17 protein-coding genes are annotated in these 20,553 nt (G+C 70.5%); 3 read left to right on the forward strand and 14 right to left on the reverse strand.

Annotated features, from left to right (window positions below; translation table 11 throughout):
• Positions 1 to 160: 160 nt before the first annotated feature.
• From ACIBHY_RS47720 to ACIBHY_RS47755, 8 genes are all read right to left on the reverse strand, one after another.
• The gene (locus ACIBHY_RS47720) at positions 161 to 391 is read right to left on the reverse strand and encodes a hypothetical protein (protein WP_397258445.1); all 231 of its coding nucleotides are present in this window, start codon (positions 389 to 391) and stop codon (positions 161 to 163) included.
• Positions 388 to 1,014, reverse strand: coding sequence for a TetR/AcrR family transcriptional regulator (locus ACIBHY_RS47725; RefSeq protein WP_397258447.1), 627 nt, complete (start codon positions 1,012 to 1,014; stop codon positions 388 to 390). Before ACIBHY_RS47725 ends, ACIBHY_RS47720 begins: the two co-directional genes overlap by 4 nt.
• Positions 1,015 to 1,085: 71 nt before the next feature.
• Positions 1,086 to 2,840, reverse strand: coding sequence for a PP2C family protein-serine/threonine phosphatase (locus ACIBHY_RS47730; protein WP_397258449.1), 1,755 nt, complete (start codon positions 2,838 to 2,840; stop codon positions 1,086 to 1,088).
• A 56-nt stretch (positions 2,841 to 2,896) separates the two neighbouring features.
• Complete coding sequence (locus ACIBHY_RS47735) at positions 2,897 to 4,681, reverse strand: flavin-containing monooxygenase (RefSeq protein ID WP_397310246.1); 1,785 nt, start codon at positions 4,679 to 4,681, stop codon at positions 2,897 to 2,899.
• A gap of 40 nt (positions 4,682 to 4,721) precedes the next feature.
• Positions 4,722 to 5,207, reverse strand: a complete 486-nt coding sequence (locus ACIBHY_RS47740) for a hypothetical protein (protein ID WP_397258453.1) — start codon at positions 5,205 to 5,207, stop codon at positions 4,722 to 4,724.
• 23 nt (positions 5,208 to 5,230) lie between these two features.
• Positions 5,231 to 6,481 carry an arginine deiminase gene (locus ACIBHY_RS47745; RefSeq protein ID WP_397258455.1) on the reverse strand — a complete coding sequence of 417 codons (1,251 nt, stop codon included), beginning with the start codon at positions 6,479 to 6,481 and terminating at the stop codon, positions 5,231 to 5,233.
• 13 nt (positions 6,482 to 6,494) lie between these two features.
• Positions 6,495 to 7,892, reverse strand: coding sequence for a basic amino acid/polyamine antiporter (locus tag ACIBHY_RS47750; protein WP_397310247.1), 1,398 nt, complete (start codon positions 7,890 to 7,892; stop codon positions 6,495 to 6,497).
• Between the two features lie 86 nt (positions 7,893 to 7,978).
• Positions 7,979 to 9,625 carry a serine/threonine-protein kinase gene (locus ACIBHY_RS47755; RefSeq protein WP_397310248.1) on the reverse strand — a complete coding sequence of 549 codons (1,647 nt, stop codon included), beginning with the start codon at positions 9,623 to 9,625 and terminating at the stop codon, positions 7,979 to 7,981.
• A 156-nt stretch (positions 9,626 to 9,781) separates the two neighbouring features.
• Between ACIBHY_RS47755 and ACIBHY_RS47760 the strand changes: the two genes are divergently transcribed.
• The gene (locus ACIBHY_RS47760) at positions 9,782 to 11,137 is read left to right on the forward strand and encodes a hypothetical protein (RefSeq protein ID WP_397258461.1); all 1,356 of its coding nucleotides are present in this window, start codon (positions 9,782 to 9,784) and stop codon (positions 11,135 to 11,137) included.
• Positions 11,138 to 11,185: 48 nt separating this feature from the next.
• On the opposite strand, the gene pdxS is transcribed toward ACIBHY_RS47760, so the two are convergent.
• From pdxS to pgsA, 6 genes are all read right to left on the reverse strand, one after another.
• The gene (pdxS, locus tag ACIBHY_RS47765; protein WP_379622503.1) at positions 11,186 to 12,094 is read right to left on the reverse strand and encodes a pyridoxal 5'-phosphate synthase lyase subunit PdxS; all 909 of its coding nucleotides are present in this window, start codon (positions 12,092 to 12,094) and stop codon (positions 11,186 to 11,188) included.
• Positions 12,095 to 12,297: 203 nt separating this feature from the next.
• Positions 12,298 to 13,311 (reverse strand): DUF3048 domain-containing protein, encoded by a 1,014-nt coding sequence (locus tag ACIBHY_RS47770; RefSeq protein ID WP_397243757.1) that lies wholly within the window; start codon positions 13,309 to 13,311, stop codon positions 12,298 to 12,300.
• Positions 13,312 to 13,375: 64 nt separating this feature from the next.
• Complete coding sequence (locus ACIBHY_RS47775; RefSeq protein WP_397243755.1) at positions 13,376 to 13,918, reverse strand: hypothetical protein; 543 nt, start codon at positions 13,916 to 13,918, stop codon at positions 13,376 to 13,378.
• Positions 13,915 to 15,021 carry a glycosyltransferase family 4 protein gene (locus ACIBHY_RS47780; protein ID WP_397243753.1) on the reverse strand — a complete coding sequence of 369 codons (1,107 nt, stop codon included), beginning with the start codon at positions 15,019 to 15,021 and terminating at the stop codon, positions 13,915 to 13,917. Before ACIBHY_RS47780 ends, ACIBHY_RS47775 begins: the two co-directional genes overlap by 4 nt.
• Positions 15,018 to 15,926, reverse strand: a complete 909-nt coding sequence (locus ACIBHY_RS47785) for a phosphatidylinositol mannoside acyltransferase (protein WP_397243751.1) — start codon at positions 15,924 to 15,926, stop codon at positions 15,018 to 15,020. Before ACIBHY_RS47785 ends, ACIBHY_RS47780 begins: the two co-directional genes overlap by 4 nt.
• Positions 15,923 to 16,609, reverse strand: a complete 687-nt coding sequence (gene pgsA / locus ACIBHY_RS47790) for a phosphatidylinositol phosphate synthase (protein ID WP_397310249.1) — start codon at positions 16,607 to 16,609, stop codon at positions 15,923 to 15,925. Before pgsA ends, ACIBHY_RS47785 begins: the two co-directional genes overlap by 4 nt.
• A 77-nt stretch (positions 16,610 to 16,686) precedes the next feature.
• On the opposite strand from pgsA, the gene ACIBHY_RS47795 reads away from it, so the two are divergent.
• Together ACIBHY_RS47795 and ACIBHY_RS47800 are read left to right on the forward strand one after the other, a co-directional pair.
• Positions 16,687 to 18,825: an elongation factor G-like protein EF-G2 gene (locus tag ACIBHY_RS47795; protein WP_397310250.1), complete on the forward strand. Its 2,139-nt coding sequence runs from the start codon at positions 16,687 to 16,689 to the stop codon at positions 18,823 to 18,825.
• A gap of 133 nt (positions 18,826 to 18,958) precedes the next feature.
• Positions 18,959 to 20,521 (forward strand): glycoside hydrolase family 10 protein, encoded by a 1,563-nt coding sequence (locus ACIBHY_RS47800; RefSeq protein ID WP_397310251.1) that lies wholly within the window; start codon positions 18,959 to 18,961, stop codon positions 20,519 to 20,521.
• Positions 20,522 to 20,553 lie beyond the last annotated feature (32 nt).

Below are 20,553 nucleotides of genomic sequence, written 5' to 3' on the forward strand. Positions count from 1 at the left end.
TAGCCTGACCGAGGCTCATGACTCGCGGGTGAACGCCACCTAACACGAAAAAGACGACATCCAGCTGGATGTCATCCCTTTCGGCATATCTTGCGGCGTTGAGCATGGTTTTGCGCTAAAGGGGATCTTCCTTCGCGTTATCTGAGCACCCTGGGTGCTTTCACCCGATCGGAAGGTCGCGCCCGCGGATTCCGGCGGAGCCCGCGGCGATCAGCGCCGCCGCCATCGCGGTCAGCACCGCGAGCGGGAGGCCGTTCAGCGATTCGGCGGGCAGCTTCGGGACGTGGGAGAAGGCGGAAGGTCCGGTGCGCGCGGACAGGTTCGGCCCGTCCGGCGCCCGTGCCGGGCCGAAGCTCGTGACCAGACCGGTCACCGCGATGGCGTCGGTCATCGTTCGTCTCCCTTCTCATCGAGGCGCGCCTGCAACGCGGCGCCCTCCTCCGGGGTGAGCCAGGAGTGGGAGTAGAGGTCGAGCAGCACCCGGGCGAGCAGTTCGTCCCCGGCGGGGCTGAAGACCCGCACCCCGAGCCGCCGGGAGATGTGCTCCTGCAGCACGGAGACGGCCAGCGCCATCGCGGTGCCGACGGTGGCGCGCGCCCTGACCGGGACCTTGGGCGGGTCGGGGCGGCTCTTGTCGGCCTCGGCCAGCCATTGCTCGCCGAGCTCCGCGATCGCGTCGAAGACCTCGGCGGCCGAGCCCTCCGCCAGCGCGCGGGACATGTAGCGCTGGTAGGGGCCGAAGACGGCGCGGGCGACGGCGACGTAGTTGTGCCCGGCGTCGGCGCGGACCTCGTCGTTGAGCGTGCGGATGGCCTTGACCAGGTACTCGTCGCAGGCCTCGCGCAGGCCCTGCTTGGAGCCGAAGTGGTGGCGCACCAGCCCGGAGGAGACACCCGCGCTGTCGGCGATCCCCCGGATGGTGGCCCGTTCGAAGCCGTGCTCGCCGAAGTGGCGCATCGCGGCGTCCCTGATGCGGGCGCGCGCGGTGAGGTCTTCCGGATCGGGTGCGGTCATCGCTTCTTCCTGTCCACAGGCGCAACTGACTATACGATTGTGTATTTTACTATACAGACGTATAGCAGGCGTCAGTGGATGCGCAGCGCCAGCAGGCAGACGTCGTCGTGGGTGTCCAGGCCGATGCGGTCCAGGACGCAGCCGATGGCCGCCTCGGGATCGTCGAGCGGGCAGGAGTCGGCCGCCTCCAGCAGGGACTTCAGCCCGGCGTCGAGATCCTGGTCGCGGCGCTCGATGACGCCGTCGGTGTAGAGGAACAGCATGTCGCCGGGGTGGAGCTGCGTGGTGGTCAGCTCGTAGGCGACCGACTCCAGGGCGCCGAGCATCAGTCCCGGGCGCGGCTCCAGCAGCGCCGCGACCCCGCCGCGCACCAGCAGCGGCGGCGGGTGGCCGGCGCTGGTCCAGGTCAGGAGCCTGCTGCCGGGATCGAAGTGGCCGATGACGGCGGTGCCCGTCGCGGCCACGGTCTCGCTGTTGTGGTAGATGAGGTCGTTCAGCCAGGTGGCCAACTGGGCGGCGTCGGCCTTGGTGTAGGCGAGCCCGGCCAGGCCGAAGCGCATCTGCGCCATCAGTCCGACGGCGGCCAGGCCGTGGCCCATCGCGTCGCCGATGGCCACCAGGACCCGGCCGTCGGGCAGGCTCCTGGCCTTGAACCAGTCGCCGCCGAGCCGGCCGACCTCTTCCGCGGGCAGGTAGCGTACGGCGATCCGGACGCCGGGTACGTCGAGGACGCCGCTGCGGCCGGGCTGGATGGCGTCCTGGAGGCGGTGGGCGACGCGCTGCTCCTCCTCGGCCCGGCGGCGCTGCCTGATCGCCTGCGCGTGGGCCGCCGACAGGGCGCGTTCGCGGCGGCGGCCACGGGTGATGTCCTGGACGAGCATCCTGACCAGCACCGGGGTGCCGCTGTCGTCGAGGACGGGCTCGCTGACCGCGCGCACCTGCCGTACGCCGTGGCGCTGCCTGATCCTGAACTCGCCGTCGGCCGCCTCGCCGTGTTCGAGCAGGGTGGACATGAGCTCGTCCACCAGCGGCACGTCCGCCTCGACGACGGCGCCGGGCAGTTCCTCCAGCGGCATCGGGCCGCCGGCGGGGTCGCGGCCGAAGATCCCGTACATCTGAGCGGTCCAGTAGGCGCGGCCGGTGGTGAGCGTCCACTCGGCCCAGCCGAGCTCGGCCTCGCGCTGGGCGCGGTCCCACCGGCTGATCAGCCGCTCGTCCTCGTCGAGCGCGCGCCAGCTCGCCAGGACTCCCTCGTGCAGCGGTACGGCCCGCACCGTCAGCGACGCCGGCCAGAGCTTGTGGTCGCGCACCTCCACGTACTCCACCGGGTCGAGCTTGAGCGGCCGGCCGTCGGCGAGCACCCGGAAGTACGCCTCCAGCAGCCCGGACTTCACCACCCCCGGGCAGGCCTGGACGAGGCGCTCGCCGACGAGTTCACCGGCGCCGCGCCCGGTCACGTCGCGGGCCTGCTCGTTCGCCGCGGCGATCACGAAGTCGACCGGCCGGTCGCCGTCGTCGAGGACCGGCACCAGGTAGGCGGCCGAGACGTGCACGGCCTGCAGCACCGCCAGCACCCATCCGGGCACCGGCGGCGGCGTGGCCGGGCGCGGCGCGGGCTCGATCGCGGCGGCCAGGTCCAGGAGTTCCATGCCGGAGCCGTCGGCTAGCCGGCCGAGGTGGCGCGCCGCCTCCTCGGGGCGGATGTTCTGGCGCGCGGCCGTACGGCTGACGGCCTCGTCGAGTACGGCCTCGCGGCGCATGCGCGCCCGCAGGGTGCCCAGCCGTTCCCTGATCCGGGCCGTGACGTCGTCGCTCTCCCGGCTCACAGGGGTTGAGCTGCCCCGAGGCAGGCAAAGGCACCGGTAAGGGGGTAAAGATCAAGCTAGGTGAAGTCGAGGCCCGCGAAGTCGCCCGCCGTACGCCATTGCTCCAGATAGGCGAAATAGGCGGTGGCCCCGAGCGGATAGCCGAGGCTCAGCCAGCCCTTCCTGCCCGGGTCCCGGCCTTCGTTGTTGTAATAGCCGGGCGTGCAGTCGGCGCCGCCCAGCAGCGTGCCGGGACCGGACATGAGCAGCTCCAGCCACGCGTCCTCGGCCTGCTTGCTCGCCTCCACCCGGACGTGGCCGCGGTCGAGGGCGTGCTTGACGATCATCGCGATCGTCCGGCCCGACTCGGTCAGGTTGTGCGGGATGTTCGAGACGAGGTTGGCGCCCTGGGCCGGCTGGACGATGAAGACGTTCGGGAAGCCGTGCACGTGGGTGCCGTGCAGCGTGCGCATCCCCTCCTCCCAGTACGCCGACAGCCTGACCCCGCCCCGCCCGGTCACGTCGTAGCCGGCGCGCCGCGTGTAGTCGGTGCCCACCTCGAAGCCGGAGGCGTAGATCACGCAGTCCACCGCGTACTCCCGGCCCGCGGCCACCACGCCCGTCTCCGTGACGCGCTCGACGCCCTTGCCGTCGGTGTCGACCAGGTGGACGCCCGGCAGGTTGAACGCCTGCAGGTACTGGTCGTGGAAGCACGGCCGCTTGCACAGCTGCCGGTACCAGGCCTTGAGCCGGCCGGCGGTCTCCGGGTCGCCCACGACGGCGTCGACGCGGGCGCGGATCTCCTCCATCTTCTCGAAGTCGGAGTCCTCGAACGCCTCCAGCATCCGCTCGATCGTCCGCGCGTCCTGCGGCAGGGCGGCGATCCGGTCGCGCACGCGGCGGGCGATGTCGGTCCACCCGTCCATCACCAGGTCCTCCTCGGCGCCGCCGCCGGCCTGGTTGGCGGTGAAGTTCTCCAGCCAGCGCCGCTGCCAGCCCGGCGTGGCGATCCCGGCGAACCACGCGGGATCGGTCGGCCGGTTGTCACGCACGTCCACCGAGGACGGCGTGCGCTGGAACACGTACAGCTCGGCGCAGTCCCGCGCCAGGTGCGGCACGCACTGCACCGCGGTCGCGCCGGTGCCGATGACCGCCACCCGCTTGCCGGCCAGCCGGTCCATGGGCGCGCCCGCCGGGTCGCCGCCGGTGTAGTCGTAGTCCCAGCGGCTGGTGTGGAAGGAGTGCCCGCCGAAGGAGTCGATCCCGGGGATGCCGGGCAGCTTGGGCACGTGCAGCGGTCCGACGCCCATGGCCACGAACCGCGCGGTGAACCGGTCGCCCCGGTCGGTGGTGACGGTCCAGAGCGCGCGCTCGTCGTCCCATTCCAGGCCGGTGACCTCGGTGTGGAAGAGCGCGTTGTCGTAGAGGCCGTAGTGTTTGCCGATGCGCCGGCAGTGCTCCAGGATCTCGGGCGCGTGGGCGTACTTCTCCGTCGGCATGTGGCCGAGCTCTTCGAGCAGCGGCATGTAGACGAAGGAGGCGGTGTCGCACTGGGCTCCGGGGTAGCGGTTCCAGTACCAGGTGCCGCCGAAGTCGCCTCCCTTCTCCACGACCCTGACGTCGGCCACCCCGGCCTCCTTCAGCCGCGCCCCGGTGACCAGCCCGGCGAACCCGCCGCCGACGAACGCCACGGTGACGTGGTCGCTCTTCGGCTCCCGCGGAGCTCTGGGGGTGTACGGGTCGTCGGCGTAGGAGGCGAAACGGCCGGTCAGGCGCAGGTACTGGTCGTTGCCGTCGGGGCGGAGGCGCTTGTCGCGTTCCTGGCGGTATCGGGCGCGGAGGGCGTGCTTGTCGACGGTCATAGGACCAGAATGACATTCTGGAATCTTGTTCTTCAATGGCTCACGACGGCGCCGGCGAAGACCGTCCCGCCCGCACGGGCACGCGGATCGTGACCGTCCCCGCCGTGGGGAAGCGGAAGGTGACGGGGATCGTGGTGTTGCCGAGCTGCCGGTTCGTGCCCACCAGTTCCAGGTACGGCCGGCCGTTCCCCTTCTGCAGGGACAGCTCCCCCTTCGGCGGGATGACCACCCGCATGCGCTCCACGGGCGCGTCCGAGCCCGCGCGGTAGACGACCTTCTTGGCCTCCACGGTGCTCACCGCGTCCATGACCTGCTCGACGGCCGCGTCGTTGAACAGCGTCAGGTAGAGCGGCAGCGTGCCGCCGGGCTTCTGCTCGTCCATGGGCGGCGCCTCGATGTTGACGTGCACGAGCCGGACCGGGCCGACCTGGCCGTCGGTCTGGTTGGTACGCCACCAGTCGGGCTGGTTGCCCGAGGTGCAGGCGGTGGCCAGCAGCAAGGTGGCGCAGATCAGGACGATTCTCATGGCTTTCCTCCCGGGGGGAGGGTTCAGACGGCGTCGCGTTCGATCGGGCAGGTCATGCAGTGGGCGCCGCCGCGGCCCTTGCCGAGTTCGAAGCCCTCGATCTCGATGACGTCGACCCCGTGCTCGCGCAGCTTGCGGTTGGTGAACTGGTTCTTGTGGTAGCCGACGACGACCCCGGGCGCGAGGGCGAAGAAGTTGTTGCCGGAGTCCCACTGCTCGCGGGCCTGCTGGTAGTCGTCGCCGCCGGTCGGGATCACCTCCAGCCGGCCGATCCCGAGCGACTCCTCCAGGGCGCCGACGAAGGAGGCGTCGCGGCGCACGTCCAGCGTGGCCGGCTTGTCGCCGGGGCGCAGCGAGTACGTGGTGGCGGTCTCCAGGAACGGCGGATAGGCGGTGGCCTTGTCGGCGTCCAGGAAGGTGAAGACGGTGTCGAGGTGCATGTAGGAGCGGCGCTTGGGGATGTTGACCGCGATCACCCGCTCCGCGGCGCCCGCGGCGAAGAGCGACAGCGCGATGTGCTCGACGGTGCGGGCGGTGGTGCGCTCGGACAGGCCGATGGCGACGGTCTTGTTGCCGATGGGCATCATGTCGCCGCCCTCCATGGCGGCGGTGCCGTAGTCCTCCTCGTGGAAGCGGTCGTCCTCGCCCGCGTCGGGATACCAGAAGGTGAAGCGCTCCTCGGTGAACATCGGGTGGTAATGGTAGATCGTCGACTGGTTCATGGTCTCCAGGAGGCGGGCGTGGTAGTACATCGGGTTCAGCGAGACGCCTCCGTACAGCCAGGCCGAGGGGTCGCGCTGGTACAACGAGTTCGGCAGCGGCGGCAGGATGAACTCCCCCGGCCGCGCCGCGGCGGCCACCAGAGACTTCTCGTCCAGGGCGGCGGTGCCGTACTCCTGCTTGGTGAGGCCGCCGATGAGATGGGTGGCCAGCTTCTCGCCGCTCCACCCGGCCAGCGTCTCGCGGATGGTGTCGACCAGGGCGGGACCGACGGTCAGGTGGGTGACGGCCTGCTCGATGGCGTGCTGCTTGGCGTCGAAGCGCGACTCCAGCGCCTCGGCCAGCAGCCGCCGGTGGTCGAAGACCTCGATGCCGCGCCCGCGCATCATCGCCACGAAGGCGTCGTGCTCGCGCTGCGCCTGCTCGACCCAGAGGATGTCGTCGAACAGCAGCCGGTCGTTGTTGGCCGGGGTGAGGCGTCTCATGCTCAGCTCCGGCCGGTGCACGATGACCTTGCGCAGCATCCCGACCTCGGAATGCACACCCAGCGTCATGGCTTCCTCCTTCTCAGATGGTGATCCAGCCCGCGGCCAGCCCGATGACGCCGACGACCGCCCCGGCGGCGACCAGGACGAACAGGATCAGCTCCGGCAGCGTGAACGCGCGCCGGCCCCGCTCGCGCCTGGTCATGACGAACAGGATCGTGCCGGGGGCGTAGATGATGCACGACAGCAGCAGGAACTCCAGGCCCGCGGCGAAGATCAGGAAGGCGGTGTAGACGACGGCCAGCGCCGCCACGGCCACCTGCCCGGCGGTGCCGCGCAGCCTGAGCGCGTAGCCCGCGGCGAGCAGGTACGGCACCAGCGAGAGCGAACTGCACAGCTTCAGCGTGAACGTGAACGCGTCATCCGACCACAGGGTGACCGCCAGTACCGCGGTGATCAGGATGCTGGTCATGACCAGAGCGGCCACCGGGGCGCCCTGCCGGTTCTCCCGCCGCAGGAAGCGCGGCATGTCGTCGTCCCTGGCCGCCACGAACAGCACCTCGGCGGCCATCAGCGTCCAGGCCAGGTACGCGCCGAGCACCGAGACGATCAGGCCGGCGCTGATGAACACCGAGCCCCAGGGGCCCACGACCGACTCCATCACCCCGGCCATGGACGGCTGGCGGACCTGGGCCAGATCATTTTGGGGCAGCACGCCGTACGAGAAGATCGACACCGCGGCGAACAGCGCGAGCACGCTGACGAAGCCCAGCACGGTGGCGCGGCCGACGTCCTCGCGGCGGCGCGCGTAGCGGGAGTAGACGCTGGCGCCCTCGACGCCGAGGAACACGAAGACGGTCACCAGCATCGTCGCCTTGACCTGGTCGAACAGGCCACCCGTCGTGCCCGGGAAGTTCGCGGAGAAGGTGGCCGACTTGAGGGCGACGGCGACGATCACGATGAAGAGCACGATCGGCACGAGCTTGGCGACGGTGACGATCCGGTTGATCGTGGCCGCCTCGCGCACCCCGCGCACGATCATGAAGTGGAACGCCCACACGCCCACCGCGCTGATGGCCACGGCCAGGATCGTGTCGCCCTCGCCGAAGCCGGGGATGGCCGCGCCCAGCGTTGACTTGATCAGCACCCAGTAGGAGACGTTGCCCACGCAGGCGCTGGCCCAGTAGCCGAACGCCGACAGGAACCCCGGGAACTCGCCGAACCCGGCCTTGGCGTAGGCGTAGACGCCGGCGTTCAGGTCAGGCTTGCGCACGGCGAGCGTCTGGAAGACGAAGGCCAGCATGAGCATGCCGACGCCGGCCACCGCCCACGCGATCAGCGCCCCGAGCACCCCGGTGGCCTGCGCGAAGTTGCGCGGCAGCGAGAAGACCCCGGCGCCGACCATCGACCCGACCACCATCGCGGTCAGCGTCGGCAGCGACAGCTTCTGGGACGCCGCCTGTGCCTCCGTGGCCGTCATCGCCCACCCCCGTCCACCTGGGTGGTCATTCCTCCACAACAGTTGACGTAGTCCGACAAATCACGGTCTTTGCCCAAGCTTGCCGGTCAGCGGGTGATCTTGAGCGTGAGATAGTCGTACTCGCCCTCGCCCGCCCGCTTGAACGCCTTGTCGCCGTTCAGGTCGATGAAGGCGGCCAGGTACAGCGTTCCCGTGAAGCCGGCCAGCGGCGTGTCCGCCCCGTCGCGGAAGATCTTGGAGACGAACACCTTGTCCTGGGTGGCCGACTGCGCGGCGACCCGGTTGCCGGCCAGGTAGTTGTGGCCGTCGTTGTCGTTCAGATACAGCGTGCCCGAGCCGTACTCGTAGTCGGCGACGCCGGTTCCCGGGCGGAAGCACGGGTGGCTGTCGACCTTGGCCCCGTCCTCGATGGAGAAGACGGACTTGCCGGTCCACGCGCAGACCTGCAGGGCCCGCCCTTCGGCGAGCTTCGGGAAGCGCAGCTCGAACGGCGCCGCCTTGAGCTGGGCCACGGTCACCGGGGAGTCCAGGTCGTCGAGCGACAGGGCCACCGGCTTGCCGTCCTGCCAGACCTCCAGGCCCAGCCGGGGCGAACGGGTCACGTCGCCGACGGGCGTACCGGTGTCCTGGCTCGGGCTCTTGATCGAGGTGGGGGTCGCGGTCACCCGGGTGCTCACGGCGTCCGGCCTGGTGGCGACATAGACCGCCGTCGCCGACCCCAGCACGAGCACCGCCGCCACCGCCGCTCCCACCGTCACGCGGGCCGTCCTGCCACCCGGCCGAGTCTGGTGGGGCGGCCCCGGCGGCAGCGATGGCGGTCCATGCACCGGCCCCGGCGGCAGCGAGGACCCGTACCCCGGCCTGGGCGGAGGCGGGCCGCCCGCGATCGGCTGGGCGTGGGGCGGCGGTGGCGGGAGCGTCCCCCTCGGGGCCTGCTCCATCAGCCCGAGCAGCACCTGCCTGGCCGACGGCCGCCGCGCCGGATCCTTCTCCAGGCACGCGGCCACGAACCCGCGCAGCCGCCCTTCCATCCGCCCCAGGTCGGGCTGGGCGTTGAGGATCCGGTTGATGACCACGGGCAGCGTCTCGTCACCGAACGGCAGGCGGCCGTTGGCCGCGTACGCCATCGTGCACGCCCACGCGAACATGTCCATCGGCGGCCCGGCCGGATGCCCGGACAACTGCTCGGGCGCCATGTAGGCCGGGGTACCGACGGCGGAGCTGATCGTGGCCGCGGTGGCGTCCATGGGCCGGGCGATGCCGAAGTCGATGACGCGCGGGCCGTCGGCGGCCAGCAGCACGTTCGCCGGCTTGAAGTCGCGGTGCACGACGCCCGCCGCGTGGATGGCGCCGAGCGCGGTCGCGGTCGCGACGGCCAGCCGGTCGAGCTCGGCCCCGGCCATGATCCCCCGCCCGCGGATCACCTCCTGCAGGGACGGCCCGTCGATGTACTCGCTGATCACGTACGGCGGGTCCGCGTCGGGGTCGGCCGCCAGCACGCGCGCCGTGCAGAAGGAGGCGACCCGCCGCAGGGCGTTCAGCTCGCGTTGCAGGTAGCGCCTGGCCTCGCCGTCCTCGGTGAGGCGGGCGTGCAGCACCTTGACCGCCGCCGGCGAGCCGTCCGGCGCGATGCCGAGGAACACCGTGCCCTGGCCGCCCTCACCCAGCCTGCCGCGTAGCGCGTACCCGCGTATTTCTCGAGGATCGGACGAGCGAAGCGGACGTACCTGCATCAAGCACCCTCAGGATCTCGGTGGCCGCACCACCCCCGACGATACTGGCTCAATCACCACCGAGAATCAGCTGTACGGCCTTGTCCGGATAACTCCGGACGCGTTCCCTCGCAGCCGAAGCGTCGCCGATCGTCGGACTGACGAAGGGAGCGCAACGTGCCGGCAACTGCCCGTACACGACGGTGGACCGCGGTGATCGCCGCGGCATTGGCACTGGTTCTGGCGTATCCCACCGGCGCGCAGGCGGCGGTGGGCGATCTCGGTTTCGTACGGACGATCTCCTCCAACGTGCCGGGAGCCGTGCACATCGGCCCGGTCAACCCGCTCGACTGGGCGGCGGCGGCGACGATGCGCGCCAACGGCGACACCGTCTACGTCGTGGCCGGCGACGACGGAGGGTCGGGCACGGCGATGCCCGCCATCTCCTCCTTCCGCCGGGCCGCCGACGACACGCTGGCCCTCACCGGCTGCATGGGCGGCGTCACGGGCTGCCGCCCCACGAAGGTGGGCGACGTGGTGCTGCCCGACCGCCTGTACGCCGCCAGTTCCGTGGTGTCCGCCGGATCCCACGTGTACGCCTCCACGCCCGCCGCCGTGGTCGGCTTCAGGACGACGGCCGGAGGCGACCTCGACACGGACTTCTGCGTCTGGGACCACGGCTGCGGCAGCGTCTCGGCCCTGCCCGGACTCGCTCCCTGGGTCACCTCCGACCACGCGATGGCGGTGACCGCCGACGGCCGGGACCTGTACCTGTACGCCTCGGGCACCGCCAAGGGAGCCGTCTATCACCTGCGCCGCGACAACGGCACCGGCCGCCTGGCCTTCCACGGCTGTATCGGGGAGGCGATGCCGGGGTGCACCCCGATCGGCCGCACCGGCGTCCTGACGTCCTCGGGCGACGCCGTGCTCAGCGCCGACGGCCGCAGTCTCTACGTCGTGGCCAGAAGTCCCGGCTCGGTGACCCACTTCCGCCGTGACCTCGCCACCGGCTCGCTCGCCGAGGTGGGTTGCGTCTCCGAGACCGGCACCGCCGGCTGCGACGTGCCCGCCACCCACGGCCTGTACCGCGCCACCAGGGGCGCGATCACCCCGGCCGGCGACAGCCTGTACGTGTCGGGCCCGGCCGGCGTCACCCACCTGCGCCGCGACACCGTCAACGGGAACCTCGCCTACCACGGCTGCATCGGGTACGCCACGGGGTGCCGGGGCGACGGTCCCCGGGGGACGTACATGGACGTGGCGGTGACGCCGGACGGCACCAGCGTCTACGGCAACGCCCAGGACGCGGGCGCCACGTGGGGCGTCGTCACCCACCTGCGCCGCTCACCCAACGGCGACCTGACCTACGCCGGATGCGTCGGAGAAGGGCTGCCGGCCATGTGCCGGCAGATCGGGCCGACAGGCGTGATGAACCACGCCGGCCCGCTCCTCGCCCCCGGCTCACGCGTGCTCTACAGCCTGGGCGTGCACTGGCGCGGGGCCATCACCCAGTTCGCGCGCCAGACCTCGTAGGCACGGCGTGGCCCCGCCCCCAGCCGGGGGCGGGGCTACGGCAACGCTCTACCAGCCGCGCTCGGCCAGGCGGTGCGGCTGCGGGATCTCGTCGACGTTGATGCCGACCATGGCCTCGCCCAGCCCGCGCGAGACCTTGGCCACGACGTCGGGGTCGTCGAAGAAGGTGGTGGCCTTGACGATGGCGGCGGCGCGCTTGGCCGGGTCGCCGGACTTGAAGATGCCCGAGCCCACGAAGACGCCCTCGGCGCCGAGCTGCATCATCATGGCCGCGTCGGCCGGGGTCGCGATGCCGCCCGCGGTGAACAGCACGACGGGGAGCTTGCCGGTCTTGGCGACCTCGGCGACGAGCTCGTACGGGGCCTGCAGTTCCTTGGCCGCCACGTACAGCTCGTCCTCGGGCAGCGTGGTCAGCCGCTTGAGCTCGCCCCGGATGGTGCGCATGTGGGTGACGGCGTTGGAGACGTCGCCGGTGCCGGCCTCGCCCTTGGAACGGATCATGGCCGCGCCCTCGGTGATGCGGCGCATGGCCTCGCCGAGGTTGGTGGCGCCGCAGACGAAGGGCACCGTGAAGCGGAACTTGTCGATGTGGTTGGCGTAGTCGGCCGGGGTCAGGACCTCCGACTCGTCGACGTAGTCCACGCCGAGCGCCTGGAGGAGCTGCGCCTCCACGAAGTGGCCGATGCGGGCCTTGGCCATCACGGGGATCGAGACGGCGCTGATGATGCCCTCGATCATGTCGGGGTCGCTCATCCGGGAGACGCCGCCCTGGGCGCGGATGTCGGCGGGCACGCGCTCGAGGGCCATCACGGCGACGGCGCCGGCGTCCTCAGCGATCTTCGCCTGCTCCGGGGTGACGACGTCCATGATGACGCCGCCCTTGAGCATCTCGGCCATGCCGCGCTTGACGCGGGCGGTTCCGGTGACGGCAGTGGTTTCTGGCGTGCTGCTGGACACGGTCTTCCTCACGGGCTCTCTCGGCTGGTCCGCCTGCGCGAACACATGCGGGCTCTCGGACGGGTTGCGCCCCGGCGCACCCGCCTGGGCGAACGGTAAGCTATCAAGCCCATCGTAGGTCCTGGAGCGCCCCTCCCCCGACATGCCACCATGTCAGGATTTGTCCGCTCTTTTGTACGGCCCGCCCAAACGTCGGCGGGCGGTCAGGGAGTAACGGGCTTGCGGCTGGCCAGCGCGATCCACACCTGACCCGGCGCGAAGTTCATCGGCTCACCCTCCGCAGTGGTGAACGTCGTGCCCGACTCCTCCGATTCCCGCTCCCACTTGGCCTTGTACGCCTTGCCGTCCCGCAGCACGATCGCCGAGCCCTTGCCGGTGCTGTGCACGAGCGGCGTGTAGCTCTGGTTCTTGTCGTGGAACTGCGACCGGACCGTCTTGGTGTACTGGATCACGATGGTCGGCGCGCTCAGCTGCCCGCCCTCGGCCGCCATGTCCTTCTTACCGTCCTGCCAGATCATCCACTGCTTCTTGGCATCGGACCAGTTGAAGGTGAAGCGCGCCGCCGGCCAGCGCACCGTCCACGACTTCTTGTCCACGCCGCCCTCGGCGGGGGCGTCGCCGAAGGTGAAGCCGATGTCCTTGGCCTTGGACGCCTTGGGCGCGGCCGACAGCAGCTTCTTGGTGTTGGCGAACAGGTTGTAGGGGGCGAAGCGGCCCGGCTGGCGGAAGTAGGCGCCGCCGTTCCTGGTGTCGCCGACGTCGAACAGGGACGCCTGGGCGATCAGCGGCAGCATCTTGGTCTGCGCGCCGGAGTAGGCGAAGGCGGGCTTGCCGAACTGCGGCGCGATGTGCAGGTCGGAGATGCGGGCGCTGCGCACGGGGCCCACCTTGGCCGGGATCTTCGAGGAGAAGATGGCCATGAGCCGGGTCAGCCCCGCCTCGACCTGCTCGACGTAGACGATGTCCGCGCTCTTCAGGCCCATCTGCGGCTTTCCGGCCGCGGTGTTCTCGATCTTCACCGCCAGTACGGGCTTGCGCGCCTCGTCCGGCAGCCCGGTGAACGGATGACCGGGACCGGCGTCCGGCGTCTCACTGGGGGCGGCCGTGGCGGCCTGCGGCGCCGCGGGAGGGGCGGGCTTTTCCGACGAGCACGCCGCGACCGGCAGCAAGACCGCCGTTCCCGCCAGCGTCACGGTGATCATCCGCGGTAGCCGCACCTGTCCACTCCTCCGCCTTTAGCTCCTAGAACGGACGAAGCTTACCGGCGATGAACAAATTCGGTCATTCAGTTGCCATACTCTTCGGCGGATCATCATCAATCTCGAAAAATCTGGGAAAATCGGTGTGACCCGCGAGGCGCAGGGTCTTGGCCAGCCAGCGCTGCTGCGCCGTACGCGTGACACCGACCGCGTTGTTGTGGAAGCGGCGCGAGTAGACCACCTTCGTCACCACCGCGTCGAGCTCTTCCAGCAGGTCCGCCCCACCCGGCGCCTCGGCCAGCTTCTCCCTGAAGCGGTCCTGGTCCACCACCGCGCGGATCGTGCGCGACAGGTCGCTCTCGGCCCGCTCCCGCTCCTCGGGACCGGCGATCCTGGCCTCCTGGGCCGCGGTGGCCAGCATGAGCGAGGTCGCCGGATCGAGGATGCGCGAACCGGCCAGCAGCAGCACCGCCGAGCGGCGCTGCAGCAGCGCCGCGTCGAGCGCCTGCCCCGCCAGCTCCAGCCGGATGTGCAGGCGGTCGAGCCGCCCGGCCCGCCAGGAGATGTAGACGGCCGTGAGCACCACGACGATGCCCACGACCAGGATGATCACCGTGGAGGTCACGACGCGTCCTCCTCCACCCGGCCGGCGCCGCCCGCCGTCACCGTCTCGTACACCCGCACCACGTCCCGTGCCACCGTCGACCAGTCGTACTTGCGCACCGCCACCAGCGCCTCGGCCGCCAGCTTGGCCCGGCGTTCCGGCGCCTCCAGCAGCGCCCGCGCCTCCTCGGCCAGCGAGGCGGGGTCGCCGTTCCTGAACAGCGCGCCCGCCTGCCCCTCGCCCAGCACCCGGCGGAAGGCCGGGATGTCGCTGGCCAGCACGGTCGCCCCCGAGGCCATCGCCTCGGCCAGCACGATGCCGAAGCTCTCCCCGCGCGTGTTCGGCGCGCAGAAGACGTCCACCGAGTGGTACGCGCGGATCTTGTCCGCCTCGCTCACCATGCCCAGCACGGTCACCCGGTCACGCAGTTCCTTGGGCACCTTCACCTCGCCGGGCCCGGCGATGAGCAGCTTGGCGTCCGGGATCGACTTCAGCGCCTCCATCAGGATCGGCAGGCCCTTGCGCTCCTCGTCCACCCGCCCGAGGAAGCCGATCGTCGAGCCGTCGGGGCCCCAGCCGTCCAGCGGCTCCGCCTCGGTGTAGCGCGCGACCGTCACCCCGTTGGGAATCAGCACCGTGTCACCGCCGAACTGCTCCACCAGGCTCTTGCGCGCCGCGTCGGAGACCGCGATGCGCCCGTGGAGCTTCTCCAGCGCGCTGCGCAGCAGCGGCTCGGCCACCGCGATCGCCCGCGAGCGGGTGAAGGAGGCGTGGAACGTGGCCACGATCGGCCCCTTGGCCGCCCAGCAGGCCAGCACCCCGAGGCTCGGGATCAGCGGCTCGTGGATGTGCAGCACGTCGAACCCGCCGTCACGCACCCACCTGCGCACCCGCGCCGCCGAGATGAACCCGAACGACATCCGCGCCACCGACCCGTTGTACGGCACCGGAATCGCCCGGCCCGCCCCGGTCACGTACGGCGGCAGCTCGTCGTCGTCGGCGGCCGGAGCGATCACCGACACCTCGTGGTCCTGCGCGATCAGCGCCTGCGCCAGGTCGTCGATGTGCTGCTTGACGCCACCCGGCATGTCCCACGAATAGGGGCAGACAATGCCGATTCTCATCGCGTCAGGTCCTCCAGCCACAGTCGCTGCAGCATGTGCCAGTCCTCCGGGTGCTGCGCGATCCCCTTCTCGAACACGTCCGCCAGCCCCTGCGCGACCGCCGCGACCTTCTCCTGGCGGGTGCCCTCACCGGGCACCGGCACCTCGGGGTGGATGTCGATCCCCCAGTCGTCGCCGTCGAAGTAGACGATGGCGGGCAGCAGGGCGCATCCGGTCTGCACGGCCAGCAGCGGCGGCCCGGCGGGCACCTTCGTGGTGGCCCCGAAGAAGCGCACCTCGACGCCGCTCTTGGTCAGGTCGCGCTCGGCGGGCAGGCAGACGACCCCGCCCCGCCGTACCCGCGTCGCCAGGGTCCCGAAGTTGTGGCCGTCGCCGCCCGTGAGCGGCAGCACCTCCATGCCGAGACCTTCGCGGAAGGCCACGTAACGGCGGAACAGCGACTCGGGCTTGAGTCGCTCGGCCACGGTCGTGAACGGATGCCCGACCCCGACCAGCCACGCGCCCGCCTGGTCCCAGTTGCCCATGTGCGGCAGCGCGAGCACCACGCCGCGCCCGGCGGCCACGTTGTCGTGGACGTGCTCGGCGCCGGTCACGTGGGTACGCCTGACCACCTCGGCACGGTCCATCGACGGCAGCCGGAAGATCTCGTGGAAGTAGCGGAAATAGGAGCGCATGCCCCGGCGGGTGAGCTCGCCCAGTTCCGCGCTGCCGACCGGCAGGCCGGTGACCCGGCTCAGGTTCGACTCCAGGCGGCGTACCGACTTGCCGCGCCCGCGCCACACCCGGTCGGCCATGAAGCGGAAGACCGCCGCCGTCGGCCTGTGCGGCAGGTACGGCCCCAGCGTCCACCCCGCGGCGAACCCGGCGGCCACCGCCCGGTCGGCGACGGACGTCTTCTCGCTCATGACACCCCCGACTGTCGGTAGACGTGCACGACCCGCTGCACCACGGTGATCGCGCTGGCCACGGCCAGCACCCACATGCCGATCGCCAGCACGTGAGGAACGAACCAGAAGCACGCCGCCACCAGCCCGACGACCAGCCGCTCCGGCCGCTCCGCCAGGCCGACGTCGCACTCGATGCCGAGCCCCTCGGCCCGCGCCTTGGCATAGGACACCAGCACGCCGGCGACCACGTTGAACAATGTGACCGCCACCATGGTGATATTGCCCTCAATCGCGAAATAGAGGGTCAAACCACCGAAAATGGCCGCGTCGGCCACCCGGTCGAGCGTGGAGTCGAGGAAAGCACCCCACGTCGTGCCGCCGCTGCCGCCCAGGCGCGCCACCACGCCGTCGAGCAGATCGAACAGCACGAACACGGTGATGACCAGGGCGCCCGCGGTGAGCATGCCCATCGGGAAGAAGAACAGGGCCGACACCACGGTGCCGAGCGTGCCGATCGCGGTGACGGCGTCAGGGCCGATCCCGCGGCGGACAAGGGCCCTGCCCAGCGGGGTGAGGATCCGGGTCATGGCCGGGCGCAGGAGTTTCAGCATCGCGCTCCGATCGTAGGCCATAAGAGCCCGCTGGACTTTCTTTGCCTCACCCCCCTTGTGATATTCGCCACAGGGGTATTTGGTGAACACACCGCGTCCATGCGGTTTCTGAACCCTTCCGCGCGGGCGCGGCGTTGGAACCCCCACCCAACGACGCGGGAGGCGATGTGGCAGAAAAGAATCCCGGCGGCCATGCGGGAGCCGCGGGCAGGGCACCCACGGCCGACAGTGCGGACGCCATACGCAATGTCGTGCTGGTCGGCCATTCAGGAGCGGGCAAGACGACCCTGGTCGAGCACTTGCTGGCGGCGACGGGCACCATCCAGCGCACCGGCCGGGTCGAGGACGGCAACACGGTCACCGACTTCGACGAGGTCGAGGTACGCCAGCAACGTTCGGTGAACCTCGCACTGGCGCCCCTGGTCTACAACGACATCAAGATCAACCTTCTGGACACCCCCGGGTACGCCGACTTCGTCGGGGACCTGCGCGCCGGCCTGCGCGCCGCCGACGCCGCCCTGTTCGTGGTCTCGGCCGCCGAGGGCGTCGACGGCCTGACGCAGATGCTCTGGGAGGAGTGCTCCCAGGTCGGGATGCCGAGAGCGGTGGTCATCACCAAGATCGACCATCAGCGGGCCGACTTCGACGAGGTCCTGGCCACCTGCCAGGACGTCTTCGGCGACGGCGTGGCCCCCCTCTACCTGCCCGTCATCACCAACGGGCACGTCAACGGACTCATCGGGCTGCTGTCGCAGAAGTTCTTCAACTACGCCACCGGCAACCGCTCGGAGAAGGAACCGGGCCCGGAGTACCAGGCGCAGATCGCCGAGCACCGGGACTCGCTCATCGAGGGCATCATCCAGGAGAGCGAAGACGAGTCGCTCATGGAGCGCTACCTCGAAGGCGAGCCGATCGACACCAAGGTCCTCATCGAGGACCTGGAGAAGGCGGTCGCCCGCGGCAGCTTCTACCCGGTCCTGTGCTCGGGGACCGGCGTCGGCGCGATCGAGCTCCTGGAGATCATCACCCAGGGCTTCCCCGCGCCGGCCGAGCACCCGATGCCCGAGATCACCACCCTCGACGGCAAACCGGTCAAGGGCATCTCCTGTGACGCCGACGGCCCGCTCGTGGCCGAGGTGGTCAAGACCACCTCCGACCCCTACGTGGGCCGCATCAGCCTCGTCCGCGTCTTCTCCGGCACCCTGCGCCCGGACATGACCGTCCACGTCTCCGGCCACGGCCTGGCCGACCGCGGACACGAGGACCACGACGTCGACGAGCGCATCGGCACGCTCACCTCGCCGCTGGGCAAGCAGCAGCGCGGCGTGGCCAAGGGCGTGGCCGGCGACATCGTCGCGGTCGCCAAGCTGTCGCGCGCCGAGACCGGGGACACGCTCTCCGAGGTCGACACCCCCCTGCTCATGACGTCCTGGACGATGCCCGACCCGCTCCTGCCCGTCGCCATCCAGGCCAGGTCCAAAGCCGACGAGGACAAGCTCTCGCAGGCCCTGGGCCGCCTGGTCGCCGAGGACCCGACGCTGAGACTGGAGAACAACGCCGAGACCCGCCAGCTCGTCCTGTGGTGCATGGGAGAGGCCCACACCGACGTGCTGCTCGACCGCCTGGCCAAACGGCACGGCGTCGAGGTCGAACGGATAGAGCTACGCGTGCCGCTGCGCGAGACGTTCGGCGGCCAGTGCAAGGCCATGGGCCGCAACGTCAAGCAGACCGGCGGCCACGGCCAGTACGCCATCTGCCATCTCCAGGTCGAGCCCCTGCCTTCCGGCGGGGGTTTCGAGTTCGTGGACAAGATCGTGGGCGGCGTGGTGCCCCGGCAGTTCATCCCCTCCGTCGAAAAGGGCGTGCGGGCCCAGATGGAGCGGGGCGTCGTGGCCGGATACCCGATGGTCGACGTCCGCGTCACCCTCTACGACGGCAAGGCGCACTCGGTCGACTCCTCCGACATGGCCTTCCAGATCGCCGGGCAGCTGGCGCTCAAGGAAGCCGCGACGAAGGTGCCGACCCTCCTGCTCGAACCCGTCGACGAGCTCGCGGTCCTGGTGGCCGACGACTACGTCGGTTCCGTCATGTCCGATCTGTCGTCGCGGCGCGGCAGGGTGCTCGGCACCGAACCCGTGGGCACCGGCCGCACCCTGGTCAAGGCGGAGGTCCCCGAACTGGAGCTCGTCCGCTACGCCATCGACCTGCGGTCGATGTCGCACGGCACCGGCATGTTCACGCGCACCTTCCTGCGCTACGAGCCGCTTCCGTCGCACCTGGCGGGCAAACTGGCCGCCGCCGAGTGAGGCTCGGTGTGTCTGTTGGTACGGCCGGCCGCCGCCACACGCGGCACGGCCGTACCAACAGTCACACAATCATCACGAATCCATTTCGTTTTTTGGCCAAAGCACGTCAGCGGCGATGCCAGACTGAGGAACCATGCGAACCGGACGACCTCTGTTTGCCGCCGTCACGATCGCCGTCGTCACCGCCGGCGCCGCCTACGCCCTTGGGCCGGGGACCGCGGAGAAGACCGCCAGTGGCGCGGCGAAGAAGGCCACGACGGCCGCCGCACCCGCCGGCTGCACGCCTGACGCGCGCTATCCCAAGCGGCAGCTGCGCGGCGTCTGGATCGCCACCGTGCGCAACATCGACTGGCCCTCGCGCACCGGGCTGAGCCCGGACCGGCAGAAGGCCGAGTACGTGAAGATCCTCGACGCGGCGGCCAAGCGGCGGCTCAACGCGGTCTTCGTCCAGGTCCGCCCGGCTTCCGACGCGCTGTACAAGTCCTCCCTTGAGCCCTGGTCGCAGTACCTGACCGGCACCGCGGGCAAGGACCCCGGCTGGGACCCGCTGCCGTTCCTCATCGACGAGGCGCGCAAGCGGGGCATGGAGTTCCACGCCTGGTTCAACCCCTACCGCGCCTCCTACGACGCCAACGCCGCCAAGCTGCCGGCCGGCCACCCGGCGCGCGTGCACCCCGACTGGATCGTCAAGTACGGCGACCGCCTCTACTACAACCCGGGCCTGCCCCAGGTGCGCGAGCACGTCACCAAGGTCATCACCGACGTGGTCAAGCGCTACGACGTGGACGGGGTCCACTTCGACGACTACTTCTACCCGTATCCGGGCGAGGGCGGCACGTTCAACGACAAGGCCGCCTTTACGAAGTATCGTTCGGGCAAGAACCTCGGCGACTGGCGGCGTGACAACGTCAACAAGCTCATCGCCCAGGTCGACAAGGCGGTGCACGAGACCCGGTCGTCGGTGAAGTTCGGCATCAGCCCGTTCGGCATCTGGCGTAACAAGGCGCAGGACCCGACCGGCTCCGCCACTTCCGGCATGTCGGCCTATGACTCGATTTATGCGGACGCGCGACACTGGATCAAGAACGGCACCGTCGACTACGTGATGCCGCAGCTGTACTGGCCGCGCGGGCTCAAGGTCGCCGACTACAAGGCGCTGGCCCCCTGGTGGGCCAAGGAGGTCAAGGGCACCGGCGTCGACCTCTACATCGGCCAGGCCCTCTACCGCGTCGGCGCCAAGGACGACAAGGCCTGGACCAGGCCCGGCGAGCTGTCGGCCCACCTCACGCTCAACCGCAAGCACCCCCAGATCGACGGCGACGTCTACTTCAGCGCCAAGCAGTTCCTGACCAACCCGCTGAAGGCCATCGACAAGGTCGCCGCCGACCACTACGCGCGCCCCGCCCTGCTGCCCCTCATCATGGAGCGCGGCGGTCAGGCCCCGGCCAAGCCCGCCGGAGCCAAGGCGAGCGGCGGCACCCTGACCTGGACCGCCTCGCCCGGCGCCCGCGCTTACGCGGTCTACCGGGTCCCGGACAAGGGCGAGGCCTGCCAGGGCGCCGACGCCCGCAGCCTGGCCGCGGTCGTCACCGCCCCGTCCTTCGCGGCGGCGCGGCCGGGCACGTACCTGATCACCTCGCTGGACCGCCTCCACAACGAGTCGAAGCCGGTGAAGGTCACGGTCAGCCCGGTCTGACCTCCGCCCGGTCTTGCGGTGAGCCCGCGTGG

This window comes from Nonomuraea sp. NPDC050547 (genome assembly GCF_044457345.1).
GTDB lineage: Bacteria > Actinomycetota > Actinomycetes > Streptosporangiales > Streptosporangiaceae > Nonomuraea.

What these genes read in the sequence shown, in the direction of transcription:
- ACIBHY_RS47735 (WP_397310246.1), bottom strand. Translation starts at nt 4,681, where the DNA reads ATGACCGTCGACAAGCACGCCCTCCGCGCCCGATACCGCCAGGAACGC.
- ACIBHY_RS47800 (WP_397310251.1), top strand. Translation starts at nt 18,959, where the DNA reads ATGCGAACCGGACGACCTCTGTTTGCCGCCGTCACGATCGCCGTCGTC.
- ACIBHY_RS47725 (WP_397258447.1), bottom strand. Translation starts at nt 1,014, where the DNA reads ATGACCGCACCCGATCCGGAAGACCTCACCGCGCGCGCCCGCATCAGG.
- ACIBHY_RS47750 (WP_397310247.1), bottom strand. Translation starts at nt 7,892, where the DNA reads ATGACGGCCACGGAGGCACAGGCGGCGTCCCAGAAGCTGTCGCTGCCG.
- ACIBHY_RS47740 (WP_397258453.1), bottom strand. Translation starts at nt 5,207, where the DNA reads ATGAGAATCGTCCTGATCTGCGCCACCTTGCTGCTGGCCACCGCCTGC.
- ACIBHY_RS47780 (WP_397243753.1), bottom strand. Translation starts at nt 15,021, where the DNA reads ATGAGAATCGGCATTGTCTGCCCCTATTCGTGGGACATGCCGGGTGGC.
- ACIBHY_RS47755 (WP_397310248.1), bottom strand. Translation starts at nt 9,625, where the DNA reads ATGCAGGTACGTCCGCTTCGCTCGTCCGATCCTCGAGAAATACGCGGG.
- ACIBHY_RS47785 (WP_397243751.1), bottom strand. Translation starts at nt 15,926, where the DNA reads ATGAGCGAGAAGACGTCCGTCGCCGACCGGGCGGTGGCCGCCGGGTTC.
- ACIBHY_RS47720 (WP_397258445.1), bottom strand. Translation starts at nt 391, where the DNA reads ATGACCGACGCCATCGCGGTGACCGGTCTGGTCACGAGCTTCGGCCCG.
- ACIBHY_RS47745 (WP_397258455.1), bottom strand. Translation starts at nt 6,481, where the DNA reads ATGACGCTGGGTGTGCATTCCGAGGTCGGGATGCTGCGCAAGGTCATC.